Consider the following 19,576-nt stretch of genomic DNA (forward strand, 5'->3'; position numbering starts at 1 on the left):
AAGACCTATGATTGAAGTCAACCCACGAAAGGTTCTTAACGAAGCATCGAGGCTGCTGGCGATCCCAGCGGCTGGTTCGAAAAGGCCTGTCGACCGATCAGACTTTTCTCATAGGCCTTTTTTTGAAAAAATAGAAAGAAACAGGTGATTCAATGGTCCGCTATAAAGCGACGATCGCTTATGATGGCACGAATTTTCAAGGATTTCAACGTCAACCCAATGGCAGAACGGTTCAAGAAGAGATTGAAAAGACATTAACGAAGATGAACAATGGTCAGCCGATTCAGATTCATGGCTCTGGCCGCACCGATGCGGGGGTCCATGCGCAAGGACAAGTGATCCACTTCGATTTCCCTCAAAAGCGCCCACTGGAAAAAATGCGCTTTGGTTTAGATACCCAAACGCCAGAAGATGTTGCGGTAAAATCGGTGGAGATCGTTGACGATACCTTCCATGCCCGCTACTTAGTCGTTGAAAAAACCTACCAGTTTCGAGTAGACATTGGGAAACCTCGCAGTCCTTTCCGTCGCCATTATGCCAGCTATTATCCGTATCCGCTAGATTTGGAAAAAATCCAACGAGCGTTGCCAGATTTTTTAGGCACCCATGACTTTACCAGTTTTTGCGCGACGGGCAGTTCCGTCGATGACAAAACACGGACGATCCATGAGGCGTCCATGGCGGTCAATGACGCTGGAGATGAGTTGATTTTCACCTTTCGCGGCGATGGATTTTTGTACAAGATGATCCGAATCATGGTGGGCACATTGTTAAAAATCGGCAATGGACGACTCGCACCTGACAGTATTCCTGCGATCATTGCGCAAAAAGACCGAAATGCAGCAGGTCCCACAGCTCATCCAGAAGGATTGTATTTGGTTCACGTTGCCTATGAATAAGGAAAAACACAAGCTTCGCTGCTCTTGTCCAAAAAGAGAAAGCGAAAGCTTGTGTTTTTATTTTTTCTCAGGCAAAACAGGGGCAGTTTCTTGCCAATCTTCAGTCCTTTCCGCAGCATTTTTAGGCGCAGCAGTGGTGGGTGTTTTTTCTAAGGTACTGGCAACGACTAAGGCAGCGATCGCTACTAAAAATGCAAAAAGCAAGTAAAGCAGCCAGCTCCAAGCAACGTGATAGCGATTGCCGATGCCTAAAAAGACCATTTGACCGACGGGTCCCCCTAGCATCACAATGGTGGAAAAGATCCCGCTGCTGATGGCGAGATGTTCTTCATCGATCTCACGAATCAGATGTGCCGAAAAGCGAGGATTGATTTTTCCAATCAGATAGCCTTCAGCAAAGAGCAGCACAATCATGAGCCAACGATTATGCAGGAAGAGAAAATTCAAGGTCAATAGACATAAAACGAAGGAGGTATACGCAATCAAGCGAACCAGACCAGTATTTTTGAACCAGTCGGCAGCAAACAAGGCGCCAGCGACCATGCCGATGGAAGTGGCGATGCCTGCCATCGCAACGGTGTTGCCATAAGTGGCAAACCAAAGCGCAAGGTCATCCAACAGCTGGAGATTTAGTAGACCGCTCGTGCTAGCAGCTAAGGTATTGATCAGTAAGGCAAAGAGGATCATCTTTTTAAGAAAAGCTGTACCAGTCAATAATTTAAAGGTTTCCGAGAAATTCTGAAAGAGTGGTGTTGGTGCTTGATTGATTTTCCCAGGCACCGCATAAAAGAGCGAGCGGTTCCAGAAGATCACGATGGCGGCTAAGAAAAACGTCACGGCATTGATCAAACCAAAAGCCGCAAAATTATTATTCAGTAAAATGATCCCCCAAGCACCGATGCCTTGAAAGACGATTTGAACGGTGGTTTGACACGCCATTTGAAAGCCCATGGCACTGTCTAAGGAATCAGCAGGCACAAGACGGCGAACAAAGGGCAGCTGTAACCCAGAACAATAAGCGCCCAAACAATCAGATACAATGTTGATGCCTAGCAAAAGGAAGAAAGACCATAAACTAGGCGGCTGTTGGATCAAAAAAGCGAGTGCCACAAAAAGGACTCCTTGTAATAGTCGACTGCTGATCATCCATTGCACTTTGTTTTTGGTACGATCGGCTAGATAGCCGGTCAGGATCCGTAAGAGATCAGGGATCAGCAGTGCCATGGAGGCTAAGGAAACAGCAAGGGCATTAAAGGGTAATGTACTGGCGTAAACCACGAACACGATATTAAATAAACTCATGCCGATGCCACTGAGTAAGGCGGCGTTGACTAAGGCACGATAGCCTTTGTTTTGTTGATATTCTTTCATCGAAATCATCCTTTCACGTTCTACGTTGTAAAACCAGTATAGGATGCTTTATACTAAGAAGAGAAAATAATCCACTATAGTGGAATTTAAATGTACCAGGAGCGTACCAGAGGTTACTGTCACGAGTGGCTAACAGCTAAAAGAGTGGTATGTAAATAGGGATCGTAGATTTTGTTCCTCAACATTTTATAAGGTTGAATCTAAATTTGAATCTAGATTTGAATCTAAAATAGTAGCATTTAATGGCAGAGCTTCATTCGCAAAGCAAGATTGGTTTGGCGTTTGCAGACTGATCGCTAGGAGGATGGTTATGGAAGAAGGAAAACTGTACCGACAATTGCGCAAAGAGCGCGGCTATACGATCGCTCAAGTGGCGGATGAACAAAACAGTCGCTCGTTTATCAGTAAATTTGAGCAAGGTGCTTCAAGTATCAGTATTCATCGATTGGAACGCTTATTAGAAAATATCCATGTTACGGTGTAGGAGTTTTATTATTTACGTGCGCAGCAAAAAGGCATAAAAAGTCACGACAACCTGATGAGCTTCCCCAGCTATATGACGAGCGAATTTATGGATTTACTGGATCGAATTTTAGGGATCAACAAAGAAGCTTGCTTGAGTAACGTCCACGCCCAGCGAAGCAAAGAAGGGCTGGAGGAAATGCGCAGCGAACTGATCGCCGCTTCCAAACAGCATTCTTTTGTTTTTCTGTACCTTGAGATCACAAAGGAGATACATGAAATCAATCTCTCAGGTCTTAAACCCAATCACTCTTCTGGTGACTACATGGAAAAGCTGCGCACCAAAACTCGCCCCGTCATTTCCTACCTTACGAAAGTAGACAACTGGGGCGTTTATGAGATTTTACTGTTTCGGTATTTTCAATTCTTGTTTCCTGTCGAAACCTCCTATCACTTACTGCAGATCGCTATTTCCCGCACCAAAAAAGAACAAGGCTTGTCCTTGATGCGAGAAATTCAAATGGATTTGATTTTTAGTTGTTTTACGACGTTTGTCAATTTTCGCCGCCTGGAGTGGGCAAAAGAGGTGTTGACCATTGCAGAGGAATTATTGGCAGATCGCGGAGATATGCTAAACAGCACGCATCTTCTTTGCTATCAAGGGTGGTACTGGTATATTTATGGCGATCAAGAAAAAGGACTGTTGAAAATCGACCAAGGGCTTTCGATCTTTCGCGTCTTGAAACAAACCAAAATGGTTAAATTATGGGAGCGATCGTTGCACTCCATCAAGAAAAATGCGGAAGAACCTAACAGTTATCTTATGTTTCGCTAAACGCTCTAAGGGCTAACGGGCTAGGCATTTGGCCCCGCATCGAAGGGGACCTAGTCGGTAGTGGAGGCTAAGGCCACTAGAGCGAACAACTGTGGAACGCCAGCACAAAAAAAGAACCAAACTCACCGATCATTGAGCGACAACCATAAGTCAGCGTTTGCTCTAACTTATGGGGAGCGCCTCAAAAAGACGAGTTGGTTCTTTTTCGATTAGGTTTCTGGTGGTTGATCCATGAGTTGACGTTGGTCGTCTAAAACTTGCTTTTTGGCTACTTGTTTCTGGTAAAACCAAGCAAACAGGATAAACAATGCGATGCAGCCGAAGAACAAGCAAACACCGATAACAAAGCCTTGCGGCAAGAAGGACAGTTCCAAGTGATGGGTGCCACTTGGGATCGTCACACTGATAAAGCCGTCTTGAAAGGCGGTGATTGGAACTTCTTTGCCGTCAAGCGTAGCAGTCCAGCCCTTGTCATAAGGGATGGTCGTTACAAGCTGCTGCTCTTTTTCAGTCGTGATATCGGCTTTGGCACTGCGTTTGCCGACCGTCATAGCGACCCCTCGATCTTGGATCGCATCAATTGCTTGTTGGTAAGCGTTGGTATCCAAGGTCACGACTTGCGGGTTTTGGAAGGAGATTTCAGGCGTTCCGTAGAAGCTGACGGTGAATTGAACCGTCGTATCGGTCTCATAGTGCCCTAAGTCGTAGTATTGACCGTTGATACTGATTTGCGTTTCTCGCTGCTGACCGTTGACTGTCACGGTGGCAGATGAGCTTTCCAATTCCCCAAAGTTGGCAGGGAAAAGACTCAAGTATGCTTGCGAGTTCGCTGGAACCTCCACTTGCCAAGTCACTTCTTTTGCGACATTGCTTTCTTGCTCGGTAAATTTCATATACATGCCGTCATTGGTGATATCTGTATTTTTACTATGGATCACCGTGATCGGCTGAAAGGCAAAATACTCTAAATTTAAATCCGCCAAGCCATTGAAAAGATTTTTCTGGCTCGTCAAGTTGTCATTTTGCGGCTGATCAATCGATTCAATGGTTGGTTCAGCCAAGAAACCTAGCGGTAACGCATTTTGATTCTCATAAAGCTTGTATTCACCAGATTCCCCCACACGTTGAAAGCCGTATTTGGTGAGATTTGGCTTGGAGATATTGTATTTGATCCCTGTAAAAGCATCCATCAGCAAGGTATTATTCGGATAGCGGATATTTAAATTGGTGCCGCGGGACCGAAAGCCCAGCTTATCCAGGTAGCTTGAGGAATTGCGGTTACGGATCGAGGAAAACATGCTGACACCGCTGTAGCCATAATTGATACTGTCGTTAGAAGAAACAGGATCAAGGTTTTCTAATCGGAAAAAGGTATCATTGTCTTCGTTGGCTTGAGTGACTAGTTTTTTGATGTCCGGATAAGGTTCTGTATACAAACTGCGAGAAGCATAGTTCCAATCATTCAAAATTCCGCGAACCATGCCGCTCGTATTGACGGCCATTTCTCCGCAGACGAAGATTAGCATCAAGATCGTCACTCGTTTTTGTGTTAAAAGACCTAATTGCCCGAACCCAATACATAACAAGTAAAGAACAAAGAATACGATCGTTAGCGCAAAAGAAGTAGCGGAAACATATTCATAGGTTCCAGGTCCTTTCAATGCGTAGGAGAGGGCAAACAACACGATCGTAGAAAGACCAATAATGAGAAACAAGCCGCGATCTTTTTGCTGCAGCTGCTCCCACCCGTATCCCGCCAGCATGATCACTAAGAAGGAGAACAAATAGGCATAGCGGAAAAGGAACATATTTGGGGCATGCATCCCGTGCCAAAAAAGATTCATCGGCACGATATAAAAACTGGCGATCAAAACAGCAAACATGCCAGCGTATAAGAATTTATCCTTCAAGCGGATTTTCTTCGAAACAAAATATAAAATACACAACAGCAACGGCAATAAACCGATATAGATGAAGGGAATGGAGCCGTATTTTGTCGTATCGTAAACACCGATCATGTTTTTCATCACGAGATCAAAGACATCGGTGGCTTCGGTTTTAAAGGAAGAAATCGTTGTTAATTCTTCCCCGTTTGAGCGCAAATCCAATAAGGCAGGTAAGATGATTACCATTGAGGCGCCGCCAGCTAACAAGGAGGTGATGCCATATGGGATGATCGCCCCCCGAGCTTGCTTCCAGTTGCGGCCCAACTGAACCAAGAAATACATCACGGAAAAGAGACCGATCATAAAGCCCATGTAAAAACTGGATAAAAATAACAGCAGATAACTGATAAATAACACGACTGGTTTTTTCTTTTTCACTAAACGGTCAATACCTAAAATCACTAGCGGTAGATAGATCATGGCATCAAGCCACATGATCAGTTCCGAATGGGCGGTGATGAAGGACATCAAGGCATAACAGACAGCTAAGGTCACATGCTGCCAACGTTGGATCTTAAAGGTTTGGCTGGCATAAAACCAAAACGCCAAGCCCGCGCTGCCGATCTTGATCAAGGTCAAGAAGTACAACGCATCTGGCATCAGCTGATTTGGGAAAAACAAGACCAGAGGAGTGAAGATCCCGCCTAAGTAATAGGAGATCAGTGCCAGATAATTCAAGCCTAAAGAGGCGTTCCATGTATAAAAGATACTTTGCTTGCCTAAGAGCATATTGCGAAAGCTGGCATGAAAGTTTGAGAATTGTGAAAAGGCATCACTGGCTAAGACACTGCGGCTGCTGCCAGGGTAGATGCCGATGGTCAAATAGATCACTGCCATGATAAGAAACGGCAAGCAGAAACTAGCAAGCATATAAGGCCAATGTTGTTTGGCAAATGTTTTTATTTTCGTCACAAGAAGTCACCTGTTCTTTATCAATTTTTTCTTAGTTTACCACAGGTGAATCGATTAAAAAAACAAAGACCTGTTTTCTTTAATGAAAACCTAAGTGAAAGCGCACCAAAGAAAAAAGGGTACAAAAAAAGCCGTTCAAAACGAACGGCCGAAAAGGTCTAATTATACGCGCTCAACTTTTCCAGATTTCAAAGCACGAGTTGACACCCAAACTTTTTTAGGTTTTCCGTCAATCATAACGCGAACTTTTTGCAAGTTAGGTTTCACAGTACGTTTTGTCGCATTCATTGCGTGAGAACGATTGTTTCCACTTGTAGTTTTACGTCCAGTAAAGTAACAAACTTTAGCCATGTGGTTATTTCCTCCTTTGCCTTGATGTTGGAGCGCTATTTCAGCTCATACCATCTGAATTTATCACAGAAAGGTGAAAAAAGCAAGAGTAATTTTCAAGAAACATTGACTTTTCCCGGTAAACATTGTAAATTAAACAAGGTCGAAATGCAAGACGTTTGGTCAGAAAGCCCCTTTTCATATGTCTCATCCTTTTATTTGCGGTACAGCTATGATAAAATATGTAAGAAGAAAGATGGGTCATGCCCATTGAAGGAGGCTATAAAATGGCTGTAAAAATTCAAACCTCATCAGGTATTATTGAAATCAGCAATGAAGTCATTGCAACAGTGGTCGGAGGCGCAGCAACAGATGTGTTCGGCATTGTTGGTATGGCTAGCAAGAAACAAATCAAAGATAACATCAATGAAATTTTACGAAAAGAAAATTATTCTCGCGGTGTCGTTGTCCGCCAAGAAGAAAACGGCATTGCAGTGGATGTATACACGATCGTCAGCTATGGAACAAAGATTTCCGAAGTTTCCCGCAACGTGCAGGAAAAAGTGAAATACAACTTAGAAACGATGCTAGGTGTATCTGCGAACTCGGTAAATGTATTTGTTCAAGGCGTACGTGTACTGCCAGATTAGGCAAGGGATCCGTTCATGGCGGATGATTTTAAGGAGGACTATCTAAGTGAAGGTAACGAATATCAGCGCAAGTCAGTTTCAAGAAATGGTGCAGGCAGGCGCGGCTCGTCTACAAGTTAATGCAGAGTTTGTCAACTCATTGAATGTGTTTCCTGTTCCAGATGGAGACACTGGGACAAACATGAATCTATCCATGACCAGTGGAGCAAAAGCGGTCGCAGATGCGACTTCAGAAAACGTCGGCGATCTTGCCGCTACACTTTCAAAAGGACTATTGATGGGCGCACGTGGGAATTCTGGCGTCATTTTATCTCAATTATTCCGCGGTTTTTCTAAAGCTATCCCGACCGCAGAAACACTCACTGCACCAGAATTGGCTCAAGCCTTTACTCATGGAGTAGAAACCGCCTATAAAGCAGTCATGAAACCTGTGGAAGGAACCATCTTGACTGTGGCACGCATCGCAGCTGAATATGGCGAGAAAAAAGCACAAACTACCGATGATTGTATCGAAGTGATGAAAGCCGTGGTTCACGGTGCAAAACGTTCATTGGCGAAAACCCCAGATCTATTGCCCGTCTTAAAAGAAGTCGGCGTGGTAGATAGCGGCGGTCAAGGATTGTTGTTCATTTATGAAGGCTTCTTAAATGCGTTGACGGGTGAATACCCAGCCGATGAAATCTTCGAACCTTCCCCAGCGGCTATGGATGAAATGGTCAATGCCGAACATCATCGCAGCGTTCAAGGACACTTAGCGACAGAAGATATCACCTTTGGTTACTGTACAGAAATCATGGTGAAGATCGGTGAAGGTCCGACTGTAGATAGTGAATTTGATTATGAAACATTCCGTAATTACTTAAATGAGTTAGGGGATTCCTTATTAGTGGTCAACGACGATGAGATCATCAAAGTCCATGTCCATACGGAACATCCTGGCGAAGTCATGAATTATGGTCAAAAATTCGGCTCATTGGTGAAAATCAAAGTTGACAACATGCGTCTTCAGCATGAAACGATTTTGGAACACGACCAGCAAGGTGCAAAACCTGCACCAGTGAAACGTCCACGGACACCATTTGCGATCATCGCGATCGCGGCTGGCGAAGGCTTGAAAGAATTGTTCACTAGCCTGGGTGCTTCATATGTCATCAGTGGCGGCCAAACGATGAACCCAAGTACGGAAGACATTTTGTTGGCGATCAATGAAGTTAATGCCGACCAAGTGATCGTTCTACCAAATAACAAAAACATCTTTATGGCTGCACAGCAAGCAGCGGAAGTTTCCGAGATTCCAGTAGCGGTTGTTGAAACACGGACGATCTCACAAGGGATGACAGCGATGCTGGCATTCCACGAGCAATCCACACTAGCTGAAAATCAGCAAGCTATGACCGATGTCTTAGCAAGTGTTGTCAGCGGATCAGTGACTCATGCGATCCGTAATACATCAATTGATGGCATCGAAATCACAGAAGGCGACTTCTTAGGAATGGTCGACGGCAAAATCGTTGTTTCTGTTCCTGATCGTTTCTCTGCTTCCATGACTACCTTAGAAAAAATGATCACAGAAGATACTGAGATCGTCACCATCATTATCGGTGAAGAAGGCAAAGCCAAAGAAGCAGCGAAAATTGAAGAAGCGATCGTTGAGCTGCATCCTGAGATCGAAGTAGAGATCCATCAAGGCGATCAGCCAGTTTATCCGTATCTTTTCTCAGCAGAATAAACAAATTAGGCGGCGGGGGCAAAAATCGTAGATGATTTTTGGCTCCGTCTTTTTCTATGAATGCAGGAATCTCTGCAATAAATAAAATTACTTTGGAAAAGGAGGGTACCTATGCTGAATCAGCCACTTACGGTATTAAAGGGTGTCGGAGAAAAACGCGCCCAAGACTTGGCGAGTTTAGGGATCGAAACCATTGAAGACCTGCTGAAGTATTATCCGTTTCGTTATGAAGACATTCAAGAACGGCAATTAGCGGAGATTCAAGACCAAGAAAAAGTAACGATCAAGGGGATCGTCGTTTCCCCGCCGGTCGTCAATCGCTTTGGCTATAAGAAAAGTCGGTTGCAATTTCGCATGATGCAAGACCACGATGTCTTTAATGTCTCCTTTTTCAATCAGCCTTATTTGAAGGATAAAGTAGAGGTTTCAGAAGAGATCGCCGTCTATGGCAAATGGGACGCCAAACGCAAAGGACTGACGGGGATGAAAATTCTCGGCAGCAAGAGCGCAGAAGACTTTGCCCCCATTTATCATGTCAATAAAGCCGTGCGTCAAAGTGTGTTGATCGAACTGATCAAACAGGCATTCCTTGATTTTGGTGATCAGATCACAGAGATCTTGCCTTTGTCATTGATCGAAAAATATCGCTTGTTGGATCGGAAATCCGCGATGTTTGCGATGCACTTTCCTAAAGATCCCCAAGAGAGTCATCAAGCGAAGCGTCGGGTGATTTTTGAAGAGTTCTTTTTGTTCCAAATGCAGATCCAAGGACTGAAGAAAAGCGAAAAAGCCGAGAAAAACGGTCTAGCGATCGATTATGATGTGCAACGCTTGAAAGAGTTTACTCGTAAACTGCCCTTTGAATTGACGAATGCGCAAAAGCGTGTGACCAATGAAATCTGCCATGACCTGAAAAGTCCGCAGCACATGCAGCGACTCTTGCAAGGAGATGTAGGAAGCGGGAAAACAGTCGTGGCGGCGATCGCCCTTTATGCCACGATGACAGCTGGCTTTCAGGGCGCACTGATGGTGCCGACTGAGATTTTGGCCCAGCAGCACCTAGAAAGCTTGAATCAACTCTTTGACCCCTTAGAAGTGACCACCGCTCTTTTGACAGGCTCGACCAAACCAAAAGAACGGCGAGTCATCTTAGAACAATTAGCAGCCGGGGAGATCGACATCATCGTTGGGACCCATGCGCTGATTCAAGAAGGGGTGGACTTTGCACATCTTGGCTTAGTCATCACCGATGAACAACACCGTTTTGGCGTCAATCAGCGAAAAGTCTTACGGGAAAAAGGCTATCTGCCTGATGTGCTCTTTATGACCGCCACACCGATCCCTCGTACGTTAGCGATCACGGCTTATGGCGAAATGGATGTTTCGGTGATCGATGAAATGCCAGCAGGACGGATTCCTGTAGAGACTCGCTGGGTCCGTCCGCCGCAGTTTGAATCGATCTTAGAGTGGGCGCAAAAAGAATTGGCACAAGGGCATCAGATGTATGTCATCTGTCCTTTGATCGAAGAATCCGAAATGCTGGATGTCAAGAATGCCACGGAGATTTATGAGCAGCTGCAAAGTTACTTTTCTCCTACTTATCAAGTGGGGATGCTGCATGGGAAAATGAAGAATCAAGAAAAAGACAGCATCATGGAAGCTTTCAAAGAAAATCAACTGCAGATCTTGGTTTCCACGACGGTCATCGAAGTAGGGGTCAATGTCCCCAATGCGACAGTGATGCTGATCATTGACGCCGATCGCTTCGGGTTAGCCCAGCTTCATCAATTGCGTGGACGGGTAGGGCGCGGTGCCGATGCTTCTTACTGTATATTGATCGCAAACCCGAAGAATGAGACAGGGGTCGAGCGAATGAAGATCATGACAGAAACCACCAACGGCTTTGTAGTCAGCGAAAAAGATTTGCAGTTGCGAGGACCAGGAGAAGTCTTCGGCAATCGACAATCGGGCTTGCCAGAGTTTGCGGCTGCCGATTTGGTCGCGGATGCCCATATTCTAGAAGTGGCACAAGTCGAAGCTGCCCAGCTTTGGCAAAAAAATGGCTGGCAGCTGTTGCCAGAATTTTCGGCATTGGCAAACTATTTAGCAGCAAAAAAAGCAGACAAACAATTTTTTGATTAAAGAATATGCTATACTGATTGGGAAAATGAAGGGAGTGGCAGCGAGATGCGGATTGCTGTTGATGCAATGGGCGGAGACAACGCCCCAAAAGCGATCGTAGAAGGAGTCATGCTGGCAAAAAAAGACTTTCCAGAGATTGAATTCCTCCTTTACGGAAAAGAAAATGAAATCAAAAAATACATGACGGATGATAAGAATGTCACCATTATCCACACGGATGAAAAAATCAATAGTGATGATGAGCCTGTCAAAGCGATCAGACGAAAAAAAAACGCCTCAATGGTCTTGGCAGCACAAGCGGTCAAAAATGGTGAGGCAGATGCGATTTTTTCAGCTGGAAACACTGGGGCCTTATTAGCGGCTGGTTTGTTTATCGTCGGTCGGATCAAAGGGATCGACCGTCCCGGATTGATGTCCACAATGCCAGTGATCGGCAAAGATGCTGGCTTTGACATGCTGGATCTAGGTGCCAATGCCGACAATAAACCAGAACATTTGGCAAACTATGCCGTCTTAGGGTCCTTTTATGCCCAAAAAGTTCGCGGGATCAATCGACCACGGGTCGGCTTGTTAAATAACGGAACGGAAGAAACCAAAGGCAGTGAATTAACGAAAAAAGCCTTTGAACTGCTTTCGCAAGACCCGACGATCCACTTTATCGGCAATGTCGAGGCTCGGGAATTATTGGATGGTGCAGCTGACGTCGTCGTGACAGATGGCTTTACTGGAAATGCTGTTTTGAAATCGATCGAAGGAACCGCCTTGAATTTGATGGCGCTGTTGAAACAGTCGATTCTCGATTCTGGTGCCAAAGGGAAATTAGGCGCATTATTATTAAAAGATGCGTTGCGGAAAGTGAAAAATGAAATGGATTATGCGAAACACGGCGGTGCCGTATTGTTTGGTTTGAAAGCCCCAGTCATCAAAACCCATGGTGCGACAGGACCAGAAGCGGTGGCGTACACCATCAAGCAGATCCATACGATGTTAGCGACAGATGTCGTGGCACAATTGGTCGCCCATTTTGAAGAAATGCCGACTGACAAAGACGAAACGCAATCATAATGCAATGATTGTAATGAAATTGCAAAAATATCTAGACAAAAAGCATAGAAAGCAGTACAATGTTTGTTAGCCATTCTATGTTTTGTGCAAACGCGTGGAGGTGAAGCCAGTTGACACGAGATGAAGTATTCAAGAAAGTTGCGGTCGTGATCGCCAATCATTTTGAAATTGACGCAGAGAACGTAACGGATACGATGAGCATTAAAGACGACTTGAACGCTGATTCGATCAGTGTGATGGAATTCGTCCTTGAACTAGAAGATGAATTTGGTACCGAGATTTCTGATGAAGATGCCGAGCAGATCGAAACAGTCGGTGGAGCGGTTGATTATATTTCAAGCCATCTTGCTTAAGACAGACATAAGAGCTAAGTCCTAGATGACTTAGCTCTTTCTTTCTCATAATTGATCCGCAGTGATTTTGAGCGGCTTTTCTTTGGTAGTGAAATCTAAAAAACGGTCGTTAAACCTGACATGATGGCGTTGAAAGCATAATGTAAATTTTCTGAAAATTCAGTGTATTAACTTTTCTGGGACTTGCATTATTGGTGGCATTTCTATATAATTATTAAGAATATATTATACAATGTTAAGAAAGCTTTTGGAAATGAAATGCATGTTCCTTCTTTTTTTACATTAAATTGCAAGACATCTTAGAAAGTAGAGAGGGGTATTCGATTGTCCAGAGATAATCAATTACTAGATGTTCAAAACCTTCACACAGGTTTTCGTATTAAAGACGATTACTATGACGCAGTAGATGGTATTTCTTTTACACTGGATCGCAATGAGATCTTAGCGATCGTAGGAGAATCTGGTTGCGGCAAGAGTACGTTAGCTACAACGATCATGGGGCTGCATGACCCAAACAACACGAAAATCACCGGAGAAATCTTATATAAAGATTTAAACTTGTCAAACTTAAACGAAACGCTGTACAACAAAATTCGCGGAAATGATATTGGGATGATTTTCCAAGATCCATTGTCTGCACTGAATCCTTTGATGCGGATCGAAGATCAAATCAAAGAAGGGTTATCCTACCATACGGATATGACCGCCGAACAGCGTCAAGCACGAGCATTAGAATTATTAGAACAAGTGGGGATTCCCAATCCACCGCGAGTAGGACGTCAATACCCTCATGAATTGTCTGGTGGGATGCGTCAGCGGGTCATCATTGCGATCGCGATTGCTTGTAAACCACCAATCATTATTGCGGATGAACCAACGACCGCGTTGGATGTGACGATCCAAGCACAGATCCTTGATCTACTAAAAGATTTGCAAGAAGAAACACAGACGGGGATCATTTTGATCACCCACGATTTAGGTGTCGTAGCAGAGATGGCCGACCGAGTAGCCGTGATGTACGGGGGTCAGTTTGTGGAAGTCGCAACAGCCGAAGAGTTGTTTGCCAATCCAAAACATCCATACACCCGCTCATTGCTTAACTCGATCCCTCAAGAAAATTCACAAGACAGTGAACTGCACGTGATCGAAGGCGTAGTTCCTTCATTGAAAAATATGCCACGGACGGGTTGTCGGTTTGCCGCACGGATTCCTTGGATTCCTGAAAGCGACCACGAAGCAAACCCAGTCTTGCATGAAGTAGCACCTGATCATTTGGTCCGTTGCACATGCTACAAGCATTTTCATTTTAGAGACGAAGAAGGAGAAGTGTAGATGACAGAATTAATTACAATTAAAGATCTGAAAGTCCACTATCCTATTCGCAGCGGATTTTTCAACCGCGTCACAGACCATGTGTATGCCGTTGACGGTGTGGACTTCATCATAGAAAAAGGAAAAACCTACGGATTGGTTGGTGAGTCTGGTTCTGGTAAATCCACGACGGGGAAAGCCATCGTTGGATTAGAAAAAATCACCAGTGGCGAAATCATTTATGATGGGCAAGACGTGACCAAACGTTCCGTCCGCAAAAAAATGAACTACAACAAAGATGTCCAAATGATTTTCCAAGATTCAATGTCCAGCTTGAATCCTAAAAAACGCGTGGTCGACATTATCGCCGAACCATTACGCAACTTTGAACGCTTAAGCGATCAAGAAGAGAAAAAACGAGTGAAAAGCCTTCTGGATATCGTTGGGATGCCAGAAGATGCCCTATACAAATATCCTCACGAGTTCTCTGGTGGACAACGTCAGCGGTTAGGGGTTGCCCGCGCGGTAGCATCCAATCCAAAACTGATCGTCGCCGATGAGCCGGTTTCAGCCCTTGACTTATCCGTGCAAGCGCAGGTGCTGAACTTTATGAAACGGATCCAGCAAGAATTTGGCTTAAGTTTCTTATTCATCTCTCATGACTTAGGGGTCGTAAAACACATGTGTGACAATATCGCCATCATGTACAAAGGCCGCTTCGTTGAGATCGGGACACGGGAAGACATCTATCAAGACCCGCGTCACATCTATACAAAACGTTTATTATCAGCGATTCCTCAAATCGACGTAAAAAATCGCGATGCTCACAAAGAAAACCGCCGCAAGGTCGAGTTGGAATATGTGACCCATCAAAAAGATTACTACGACGAAACTGGCAGAGTGTATGACTTGCGTAAAATCACCGAGTCGCACCAAGTCGCATTGAAAAACGGGGGTGCTGAATAATGTGGAAAACAATTCTACGTCGTTTGTTGTTGATGATCCCGCAAGTCATTATTTTGAGTATCTTGATTTTCTTGATCGCACAAGCAATGCCTGGGGATCCATTTACCGGTTTGATCAATCCAAACCAAGATCCAGCTGTTATTGAGCGGATGCGTGAAGCCGCTGGTTTGAATGACCCATGGTATACCCAGTATTTCCGTTGGATCGGAAATGCCTTAAAAGGGGACTTTGGTCAAAGTTTCATCTTTAAATTACCTGTTTCAACGTTATTAGCAGGACGTATCAGCAATACATTGTGGTTATCTTTATTGACGGTCATTTTGACTTACGTGATTGCCATTCCTTTAGGGATGTGGGCAGGACGTTACCAAAATTCATTGCTTGATAAAGTCGTCGTTGTTTACAACTTCTTCAGTTTCGCCGTACCGTTGTTTATCTTTGCGTTGATCGCATTGTTCATCTTCGGTTACCGATTGGCTTGGTTCCCAACGGGTGGTTCCGTTGCACCGGGGGTCAGCGGCATGGCTGAGTTTTGGAGTCGCTTGTATCACCTACTATTACCGGCGATCACTTCTGCATTATTAGGAACAGCAGTGACGATCCAATACTTGCGAAGTGAAGTCATTGATTCGAAATCATTGGATTTCGTTCGTACCGCTCGTTCAAAAGGGGTACCAACGAATAAAGTCTTCTCACGTCACGTTTTCCGTAATGCATCGTTGCCGATCGCATCACAAATGGGCTACGAGATCACTTCATTGATCGCAGGTTCTGTGGTCATTGAGAAAATCTTCGCTTACCCAGGTGTCGGAAAACTGTTTATCGATAGTATCGTCCAACGGGACTATGCCGTGATCACTTCACTGACATTGATCTTAGGACTAGCGACCTTGATCGGTACGCTGCTATCAGATATCATCATGAGTATTGTCGATCCAAGAATCAGAATCCAGTAATAGGAGGGGATAAATGTGTCTGAAAAGAAAGAAAAAGTACTAAAACAAGAGAGCATCCCGCCTATGGGATTAAAAATGATTTTTCGCGAATTCTTAAAAGATAAAATGGCGATCTTTTCATTAGTTTTGTTAGTCGCAGTTTTATTGTTCGTGTTTATCGGCTCAGCAGTTATCGACCAATCACAAGTGATGCGTGTCAGCATCCTTGATAAATACGCTGTACCCGGCGCGATTTCGCCAAACGGCGGCACCTACCTTTTAGGGGCGGATGAAGGTGGCCGTGATGTTTGGGGACAATTGATCATCGGTGCGCGTAACTCAATCTTGATTGGTTTTTCAATCACGATCATTACGTCGATCGTTGGGGTCGGACTAGGGATCATCTCAGGTTACTATGGTGGCATCATTGATAACATTTTGATGCGTATCGTTGACTTCGTTATGATTTTGCCGATCATGTTGATCATTATCGTTATCGTATCGATCGTACCTCGTTATAACGTTTGGACCTTTATATGGGTCATGAGTGCCTTTTACTGGGTCGGAAAAGCAAGGCTCTTCCGAAGTAAGACCCTTTCAGAAGGCCGTCGCGACTATGTTAGTGCATCGAAAACCCTCGGAACCAATGACTTCGTCATCATGTTCCGCGAAATCATGCCGAACCTTAGCTCATTGATCATCACCAACTTAACAATGAACTTTGCAGCGAATATCGGTATTGAAACGACACTAACATTCTTAGGTTTTGGTCTGCCGACCAATGTTCCAAGTTTGGGAACACTGATCGGATATGCCAGCAGCGGTGATGTGCTGGTCAACAGACAGTGGATCTGGTTACCCGCATCAATTCTAATTTTAGTCTTGATGTTGAGTATCAATTACGTTGGTCAAGCATTTAAGCGTTCAGCGGATGCGCGTCAACGACTAGGATAAACAAGGAGGATACAGGATGAAGAAAAATATTTTTGGTATGGTCACTCTTTTGTCAGTGTTAGCATTGGCAGCTTGTGGCAGCAACGGCGGCGGAACCGATTCTTCTGGTGGCGGCAGCAATGCAGCAAACGATACGGAAGATGTAAGCAACTTCCCAATCGAAGTTAGCAATGATGCAGAGGCAATCGAAGGTGGTACTTTGGATGTTGCAGTAGTGATGGATACGCAATTCCAAGGGTTGTTCCAAACAGAATTTTATCAAGATAACTATGATGCACAATTTATGTTGCCAAGTAATGAAAGTTTATTCGTCAATGACGCTGATTTCAAAATTGTTGACGGCGGGGCTGCAAACCTTGAGCTAGATGAAGACAACAACACAGCAACAATTACTTTACGCGACAACCTGAAATGGTCTGATGGCGAAGATGTTACGGCAGATGATATCATCTTCACTTACGAAGTAATTGGTAACAAAGATTATACTGGTATTCGTTATGATAGTAACTTTACTAACATTGTTGGTATGGAAGATTACCATGATGGTAAAGCTGATACTATTTCTGGTATCACCAAAGAAAGTGACAAAGTCGTTAAAATTCAATACAAAGAAGTTCACCCTGGTATGATGCAAGCAGGTGGTGGTATTTGGGCTTCAGCATTACCAAAACACGCCTTTGAAGGAATCGAAGTCAAAGATATGGAATCAAGCGATCAAGTTCGTAAAAATCCAATCGTCTTCGGACCTTATGTAATGTCAAATATCGTAGCTGGTGAATCCGTAGAGTACGTTCCAAACGAATACTATTATGGAGATAAGCCAAAACTAGATAAATTATCATTTAAAGCAGTTCCAACTTCATCTATTGTTGAAGCGATGAACGCAAAACAATATGATATGGCTTTATCAATGCCGACAGATACGTATCCTACTTATAAGGATACTGACGGTTATCAAATCTTAGGCCGAACAGATACTGCTTACACTTATTTAGGTTTCAAATTAGGTAAATGGAATGCCGATGAAGGTAAAGTTGAATACAATCCTGATTCAAAAATGGCTGACAAGTCATTGCGTCAAGCAATGGGTTATGCATTAGATAATGATGCTGTCGGAAGCCGTTTCTACAATGGCTTGCGTACAAATGCAACGACATTGATCCCACCAGTATTTGGCTCATTACACAATACAGATGTTGAAGGTTATACTTTAAACATCGACAAAGCAAATCAATTACTTGATGATGCTGGCTACAAAGATGTCGATGGCGACGGTATGCGTGAAGACAAAAATGGTGAGAAATTAACCATTAACTTTGCTTCAATGTCAGGTGGCGAAACAGCACAACCATTAGCAGATTACTACATCCAACAATGGAATGAAATCGGACTTGATGTACAATACACAACAGGTCGCTTGATCGACTTCCAAGCATTCTATGACAAATTGGAAAATGATGATCCTGAGATTGATGTTTACCAAGGTGCATGGAATACTGGTTATGACCCATCACCAATGGGCTTGTATGGACCTAACTCTGCGTTCAACTACACTCGTTTTGAATCAGAAGAAAATACGAAATTGCTAGAAGCAATCGATTCAAAAGATTCGTTTGACGAAGCAAAACGTAAAGAAGCATTTGATGCATGGCAAGAATATGCTGCTGATGAAGCGTTTGTTATCCCAACACTTTACCGTAGTGCGGTGTTACCTGTATCAAATCGCGTCAAAGACTTCACATGGGCTTATGATGTGAATTACAATCCTTGGGCAACAATTTCAGTTACAGCTGAATCTCGTTAATCAATGATCGATGAAAAGACGTCCTTTCCAGGACGTCTTTTTTCTGTTTTTTTTGCGGGTATCTGAGAAAAACAGGCTTTTTTATACAGGAGAAGATTAAGTAAATAAAATTTTATTACAGTCTTTCCAAGAATTTGGAGGAAACATTTCATAATTCGGCAAAAACCAGTATAATAGGGAAGTGTCGATAAACTAATGAAGGAATGTGACAAATGAATACACAATTAACGAAAGAACTAAAAGAAAAGTTTGATATTGTGTTCCATGATGTAGATCTGCTTGAACAAGCGTTTACGCATTCATCTTATGTGAATGAGCACCGCAACTTGCACTTGTCAGATAACGAACGTTTAGAGTTTTTGGGCGATGCTGTCTTAGAGTTGATCGTTTCACGGTATTTGTATCGTGAATTGCCAGATCTGCCCGAAGGTAAGCTGACGAAGCTACGGGCGGCAATCGTTCGCGAAGACAGTTTATCCATGTTTGCCAAAGATTGCCGATTCGATGAATACATTCGTCTAGGCAAAGGGGAAGAAAACTCTGGCGGTCGTAAACGACCTTCTTTGCTTTGTGATCTATTTGAAGCCTTTTTAGGTGCGTTATACTTGGACCAAGGTCTGGAAAGTGTCAGCGGCTTTTTGACGAAAGTTGTCTTTCCAAAAGTAAAAGCAGGTGCTTTTTCCCATGAGATGGATCACAAGACCCGCTTGCAAGAAGTCTTGCAGCGCGGCGGCGATGTTTCCATCAATTATCGTTTGATCAAAGAAGCAGGCCCCGCCCATGAACGGATTTTTTGGACGGAAGTCTATTGCGATGATACCTTGATCGGAAAAGGACAAGGAAAATCGAAGAAATTATCAGAACAGGACGCCGCTGCGAATGCCTTGGCGGATCTTGAACAGTAAGAGAGGA

17 protein-coding genes are annotated in these 19,576 nt (G+C 43.9%); 14 read left to right on the plus strand and 3 right to left on the minus strand.

What is annotated here, in order from left to right; all coding sequences use genetic code 11:
• Positions 1-152: 152 nt before the first annotated feature.
• Positions 153-899 (plus strand): tRNA pseudouridine(38-40) synthase TruA, encoded by a 747-nt coding sequence (gene truA / locus IGI71_RS01530; protein ID WP_010748617.1) that lies wholly within the window; start codon positions 153-155, stop codon positions 897-899.
• 57 nt (positions 900-956) lie between these two features.
• Here the strand turns inward: truA and IGI71_RS01535 are convergent, their stop codons facing one another.
• Positions 957-2,270, minus strand: coding sequence for an MFS transporter (locus tag IGI71_RS01535; RefSeq protein ID WP_430616142.1), 1,314 nt, complete (start codon positions 2,268-2,270; stop codon positions 957-959).
• Positions 2,271-2,580: 310 nt separating this feature from the next.
• Between IGI71_RS01535 and IGI71_RS01540 the strand changes: the two genes are divergently transcribed.
• Together IGI71_RS01540 and IGI71_RS01545 are read left to right on the plus strand one after the other, a co-directional pair.
• On the plus strand, positions 2,581-2,754 hold the full coding sequence (locus tag IGI71_RS01540; protein ID WP_430616143.1) for a helix-turn-helix domain-containing protein: 174 nt from the start codon (positions 2,581-2,583) through the stop codon (positions 2,752-2,754).
• A gap of 87 nt (positions 2,755-2,841) precedes the next feature.
• The gene (locus IGI71_RS01545) at positions 2,842-3,567 is read left to right on the plus strand and encodes an Rgg/GadR/MutR family transcriptional regulator (RefSeq protein WP_430616145.1); all 726 of its coding nucleotides are present in this window, start codon (positions 2,842-2,844) and stop codon (positions 3,565-3,567) included.
• Between the two features lie 209 nt (positions 3,568-3,776).
• Here the strand turns inward: IGI71_RS01545 and IGI71_RS01550 are convergent, their stop codons facing one another.
• Together IGI71_RS01550 and rpmB are read right to left on the minus strand one after the other, a co-directional pair.
• Positions 3,777-6,425 (minus strand): YfhO family protein, encoded by a 2,649-nt coding sequence (locus IGI71_RS01550; RefSeq protein WP_428210844.1) that lies wholly within the window; start codon positions 6,423-6,425, stop codon positions 3,777-3,779.
• A gap of 162 nt (positions 6,426-6,587) precedes the next feature.
• Positions 6,588-6,776, minus strand: a complete 189-nt coding sequence (gene rpmB, locus IGI71_RS01555; protein ID WP_003128045.1) for a 50S ribosomal protein L28 — start codon at positions 6,774-6,776, stop codon at positions 6,588-6,590.
• Between the two features lie 266 nt (positions 6,777-7,042).
• Here rpmB and IGI71_RS01560 point away from each other — a divergent pair, with 266 nt between their 5' ends.
• The 11 genes from IGI71_RS01560 to rnc all read left to right on the plus strand — a co-directional run bounded on the left by IGI71_RS01560 (position 7,043) and on the right by rnc (position 19,569).
• Positions 7,043-7,405, plus strand: coding sequence for an Asp23/Gls24 family envelope stress response protein (locus IGI71_RS01560; protein WP_005227125.1), 363 nt, complete (start codon positions 7,043-7,045; stop codon positions 7,403-7,405).
• Positions 7,406-7,451: 46 nt separating this feature from the next.
• On the plus strand, positions 7,452-9,134 hold the full coding sequence (locus tag IGI71_RS01565) for a DAK2 domain-containing protein (protein WP_005227126.1): 1,683 nt from the start codon (positions 7,452-7,454) through the stop codon (positions 9,132-9,134).
• Between the two features lie 111 nt (positions 9,135-9,245).
• Positions 9,246-11,276: an ATP-dependent DNA helicase RecG gene (recG, locus tag IGI71_RS01570; protein ID WP_015508817.1), complete on the plus strand. Its 2,031-nt coding sequence runs from the start codon at positions 9,246-9,248 to the stop codon at positions 11,274-11,276.
• 45 nt (positions 11,277-11,321) lie between these two features.
• Positions 11,322-12,341, plus strand: a complete 1,020-nt coding sequence (gene plsX / locus IGI71_RS01575; protein WP_010748622.1) for a phosphate acyltransferase PlsX — start codon at positions 11,322-11,324, stop codon at positions 12,339-12,341.
• Between the two features lie 110 nt (positions 12,342-12,451).
• Positions 12,452-12,694 carry an acyl carrier protein gene (gene acpP / locus IGI71_RS01580; protein WP_005227129.1) on the plus strand — a complete coding sequence of 81 codons (243 nt, stop codon included), beginning with the start codon at positions 12,452-12,454 and terminating at the stop codon, positions 12,692-12,694.
• 324 nt (positions 12,695-13,018) lie between these two features.
• Entirely contained in the window at positions 13,019-14,026 is a 1,008-nt protein-coding gene (locus tag IGI71_RS01585) for an ABC transporter ATP-binding protein (protein ID WP_005227130.1), read from the plus strand.
• Positions 14,027-14,971: an ABC transporter ATP-binding protein gene (locus IGI71_RS01590; protein ID WP_005227131.1), complete on the plus strand. Its 945-nt coding sequence runs from the start codon at positions 14,027-14,029 to the stop codon at positions 14,969-14,971. It abuts the gene before it with no gap.
• The gene (opp4B, locus tag IGI71_RS01595; protein ID WP_005227132.1) at positions 14,971-15,927 is read left to right on the plus strand and encodes an oligopeptide ABC transporter permease; all 957 of its coding nucleotides are present in this window, start codon (positions 14,971-14,973) and stop codon (positions 15,925-15,927) included. The genes IGI71_RS01590 and opp4B overlap by 1 nt, the downstream gene beginning before the upstream one ends.
• A gap of 63 nt (positions 15,928-15,990) precedes the next feature.
• Positions 15,991-16,860 carry an ABC transporter permease gene (locus tag IGI71_RS01600; RefSeq protein ID WP_153883525.1) on the plus strand — a complete coding sequence of 290 codons (870 nt, stop codon included), beginning with the start codon at positions 15,991-15,993 and terminating at the stop codon, positions 16,858-16,860.
• Between the two features lie 16 nt (positions 16,861-16,876).
• The gene (locus tag IGI71_RS01605; RefSeq protein WP_010748623.1) at positions 16,877-18,664 is read left to right on the plus strand and encodes an oligopeptide ABC transporter substrate-binding protein; all 1,788 of its coding nucleotides are present in this window, start codon (positions 16,877-16,879) and stop codon (positions 18,662-18,664) included.
• A gap of 212 nt (positions 18,665-18,876) precedes the next feature.
• Positions 18,877-19,569, plus strand: a complete 693-nt coding sequence (gene rnc, locus IGI71_RS01610; protein WP_005227136.1) for a ribonuclease III — start codon at positions 18,877-18,879, stop codon at positions 19,567-19,569.
• Positions 19,570-19,576 lie beyond the last annotated feature (7 nt).

The organism is Enterococcus sp. DIV1279b (assembly GCF_050531515.1).
GTDB lineage: Bacteria > Bacillota > Bacilli > Lactobacillales > Enterococcaceae > Enterococcus_D > Enterococcus_D casseliflavus.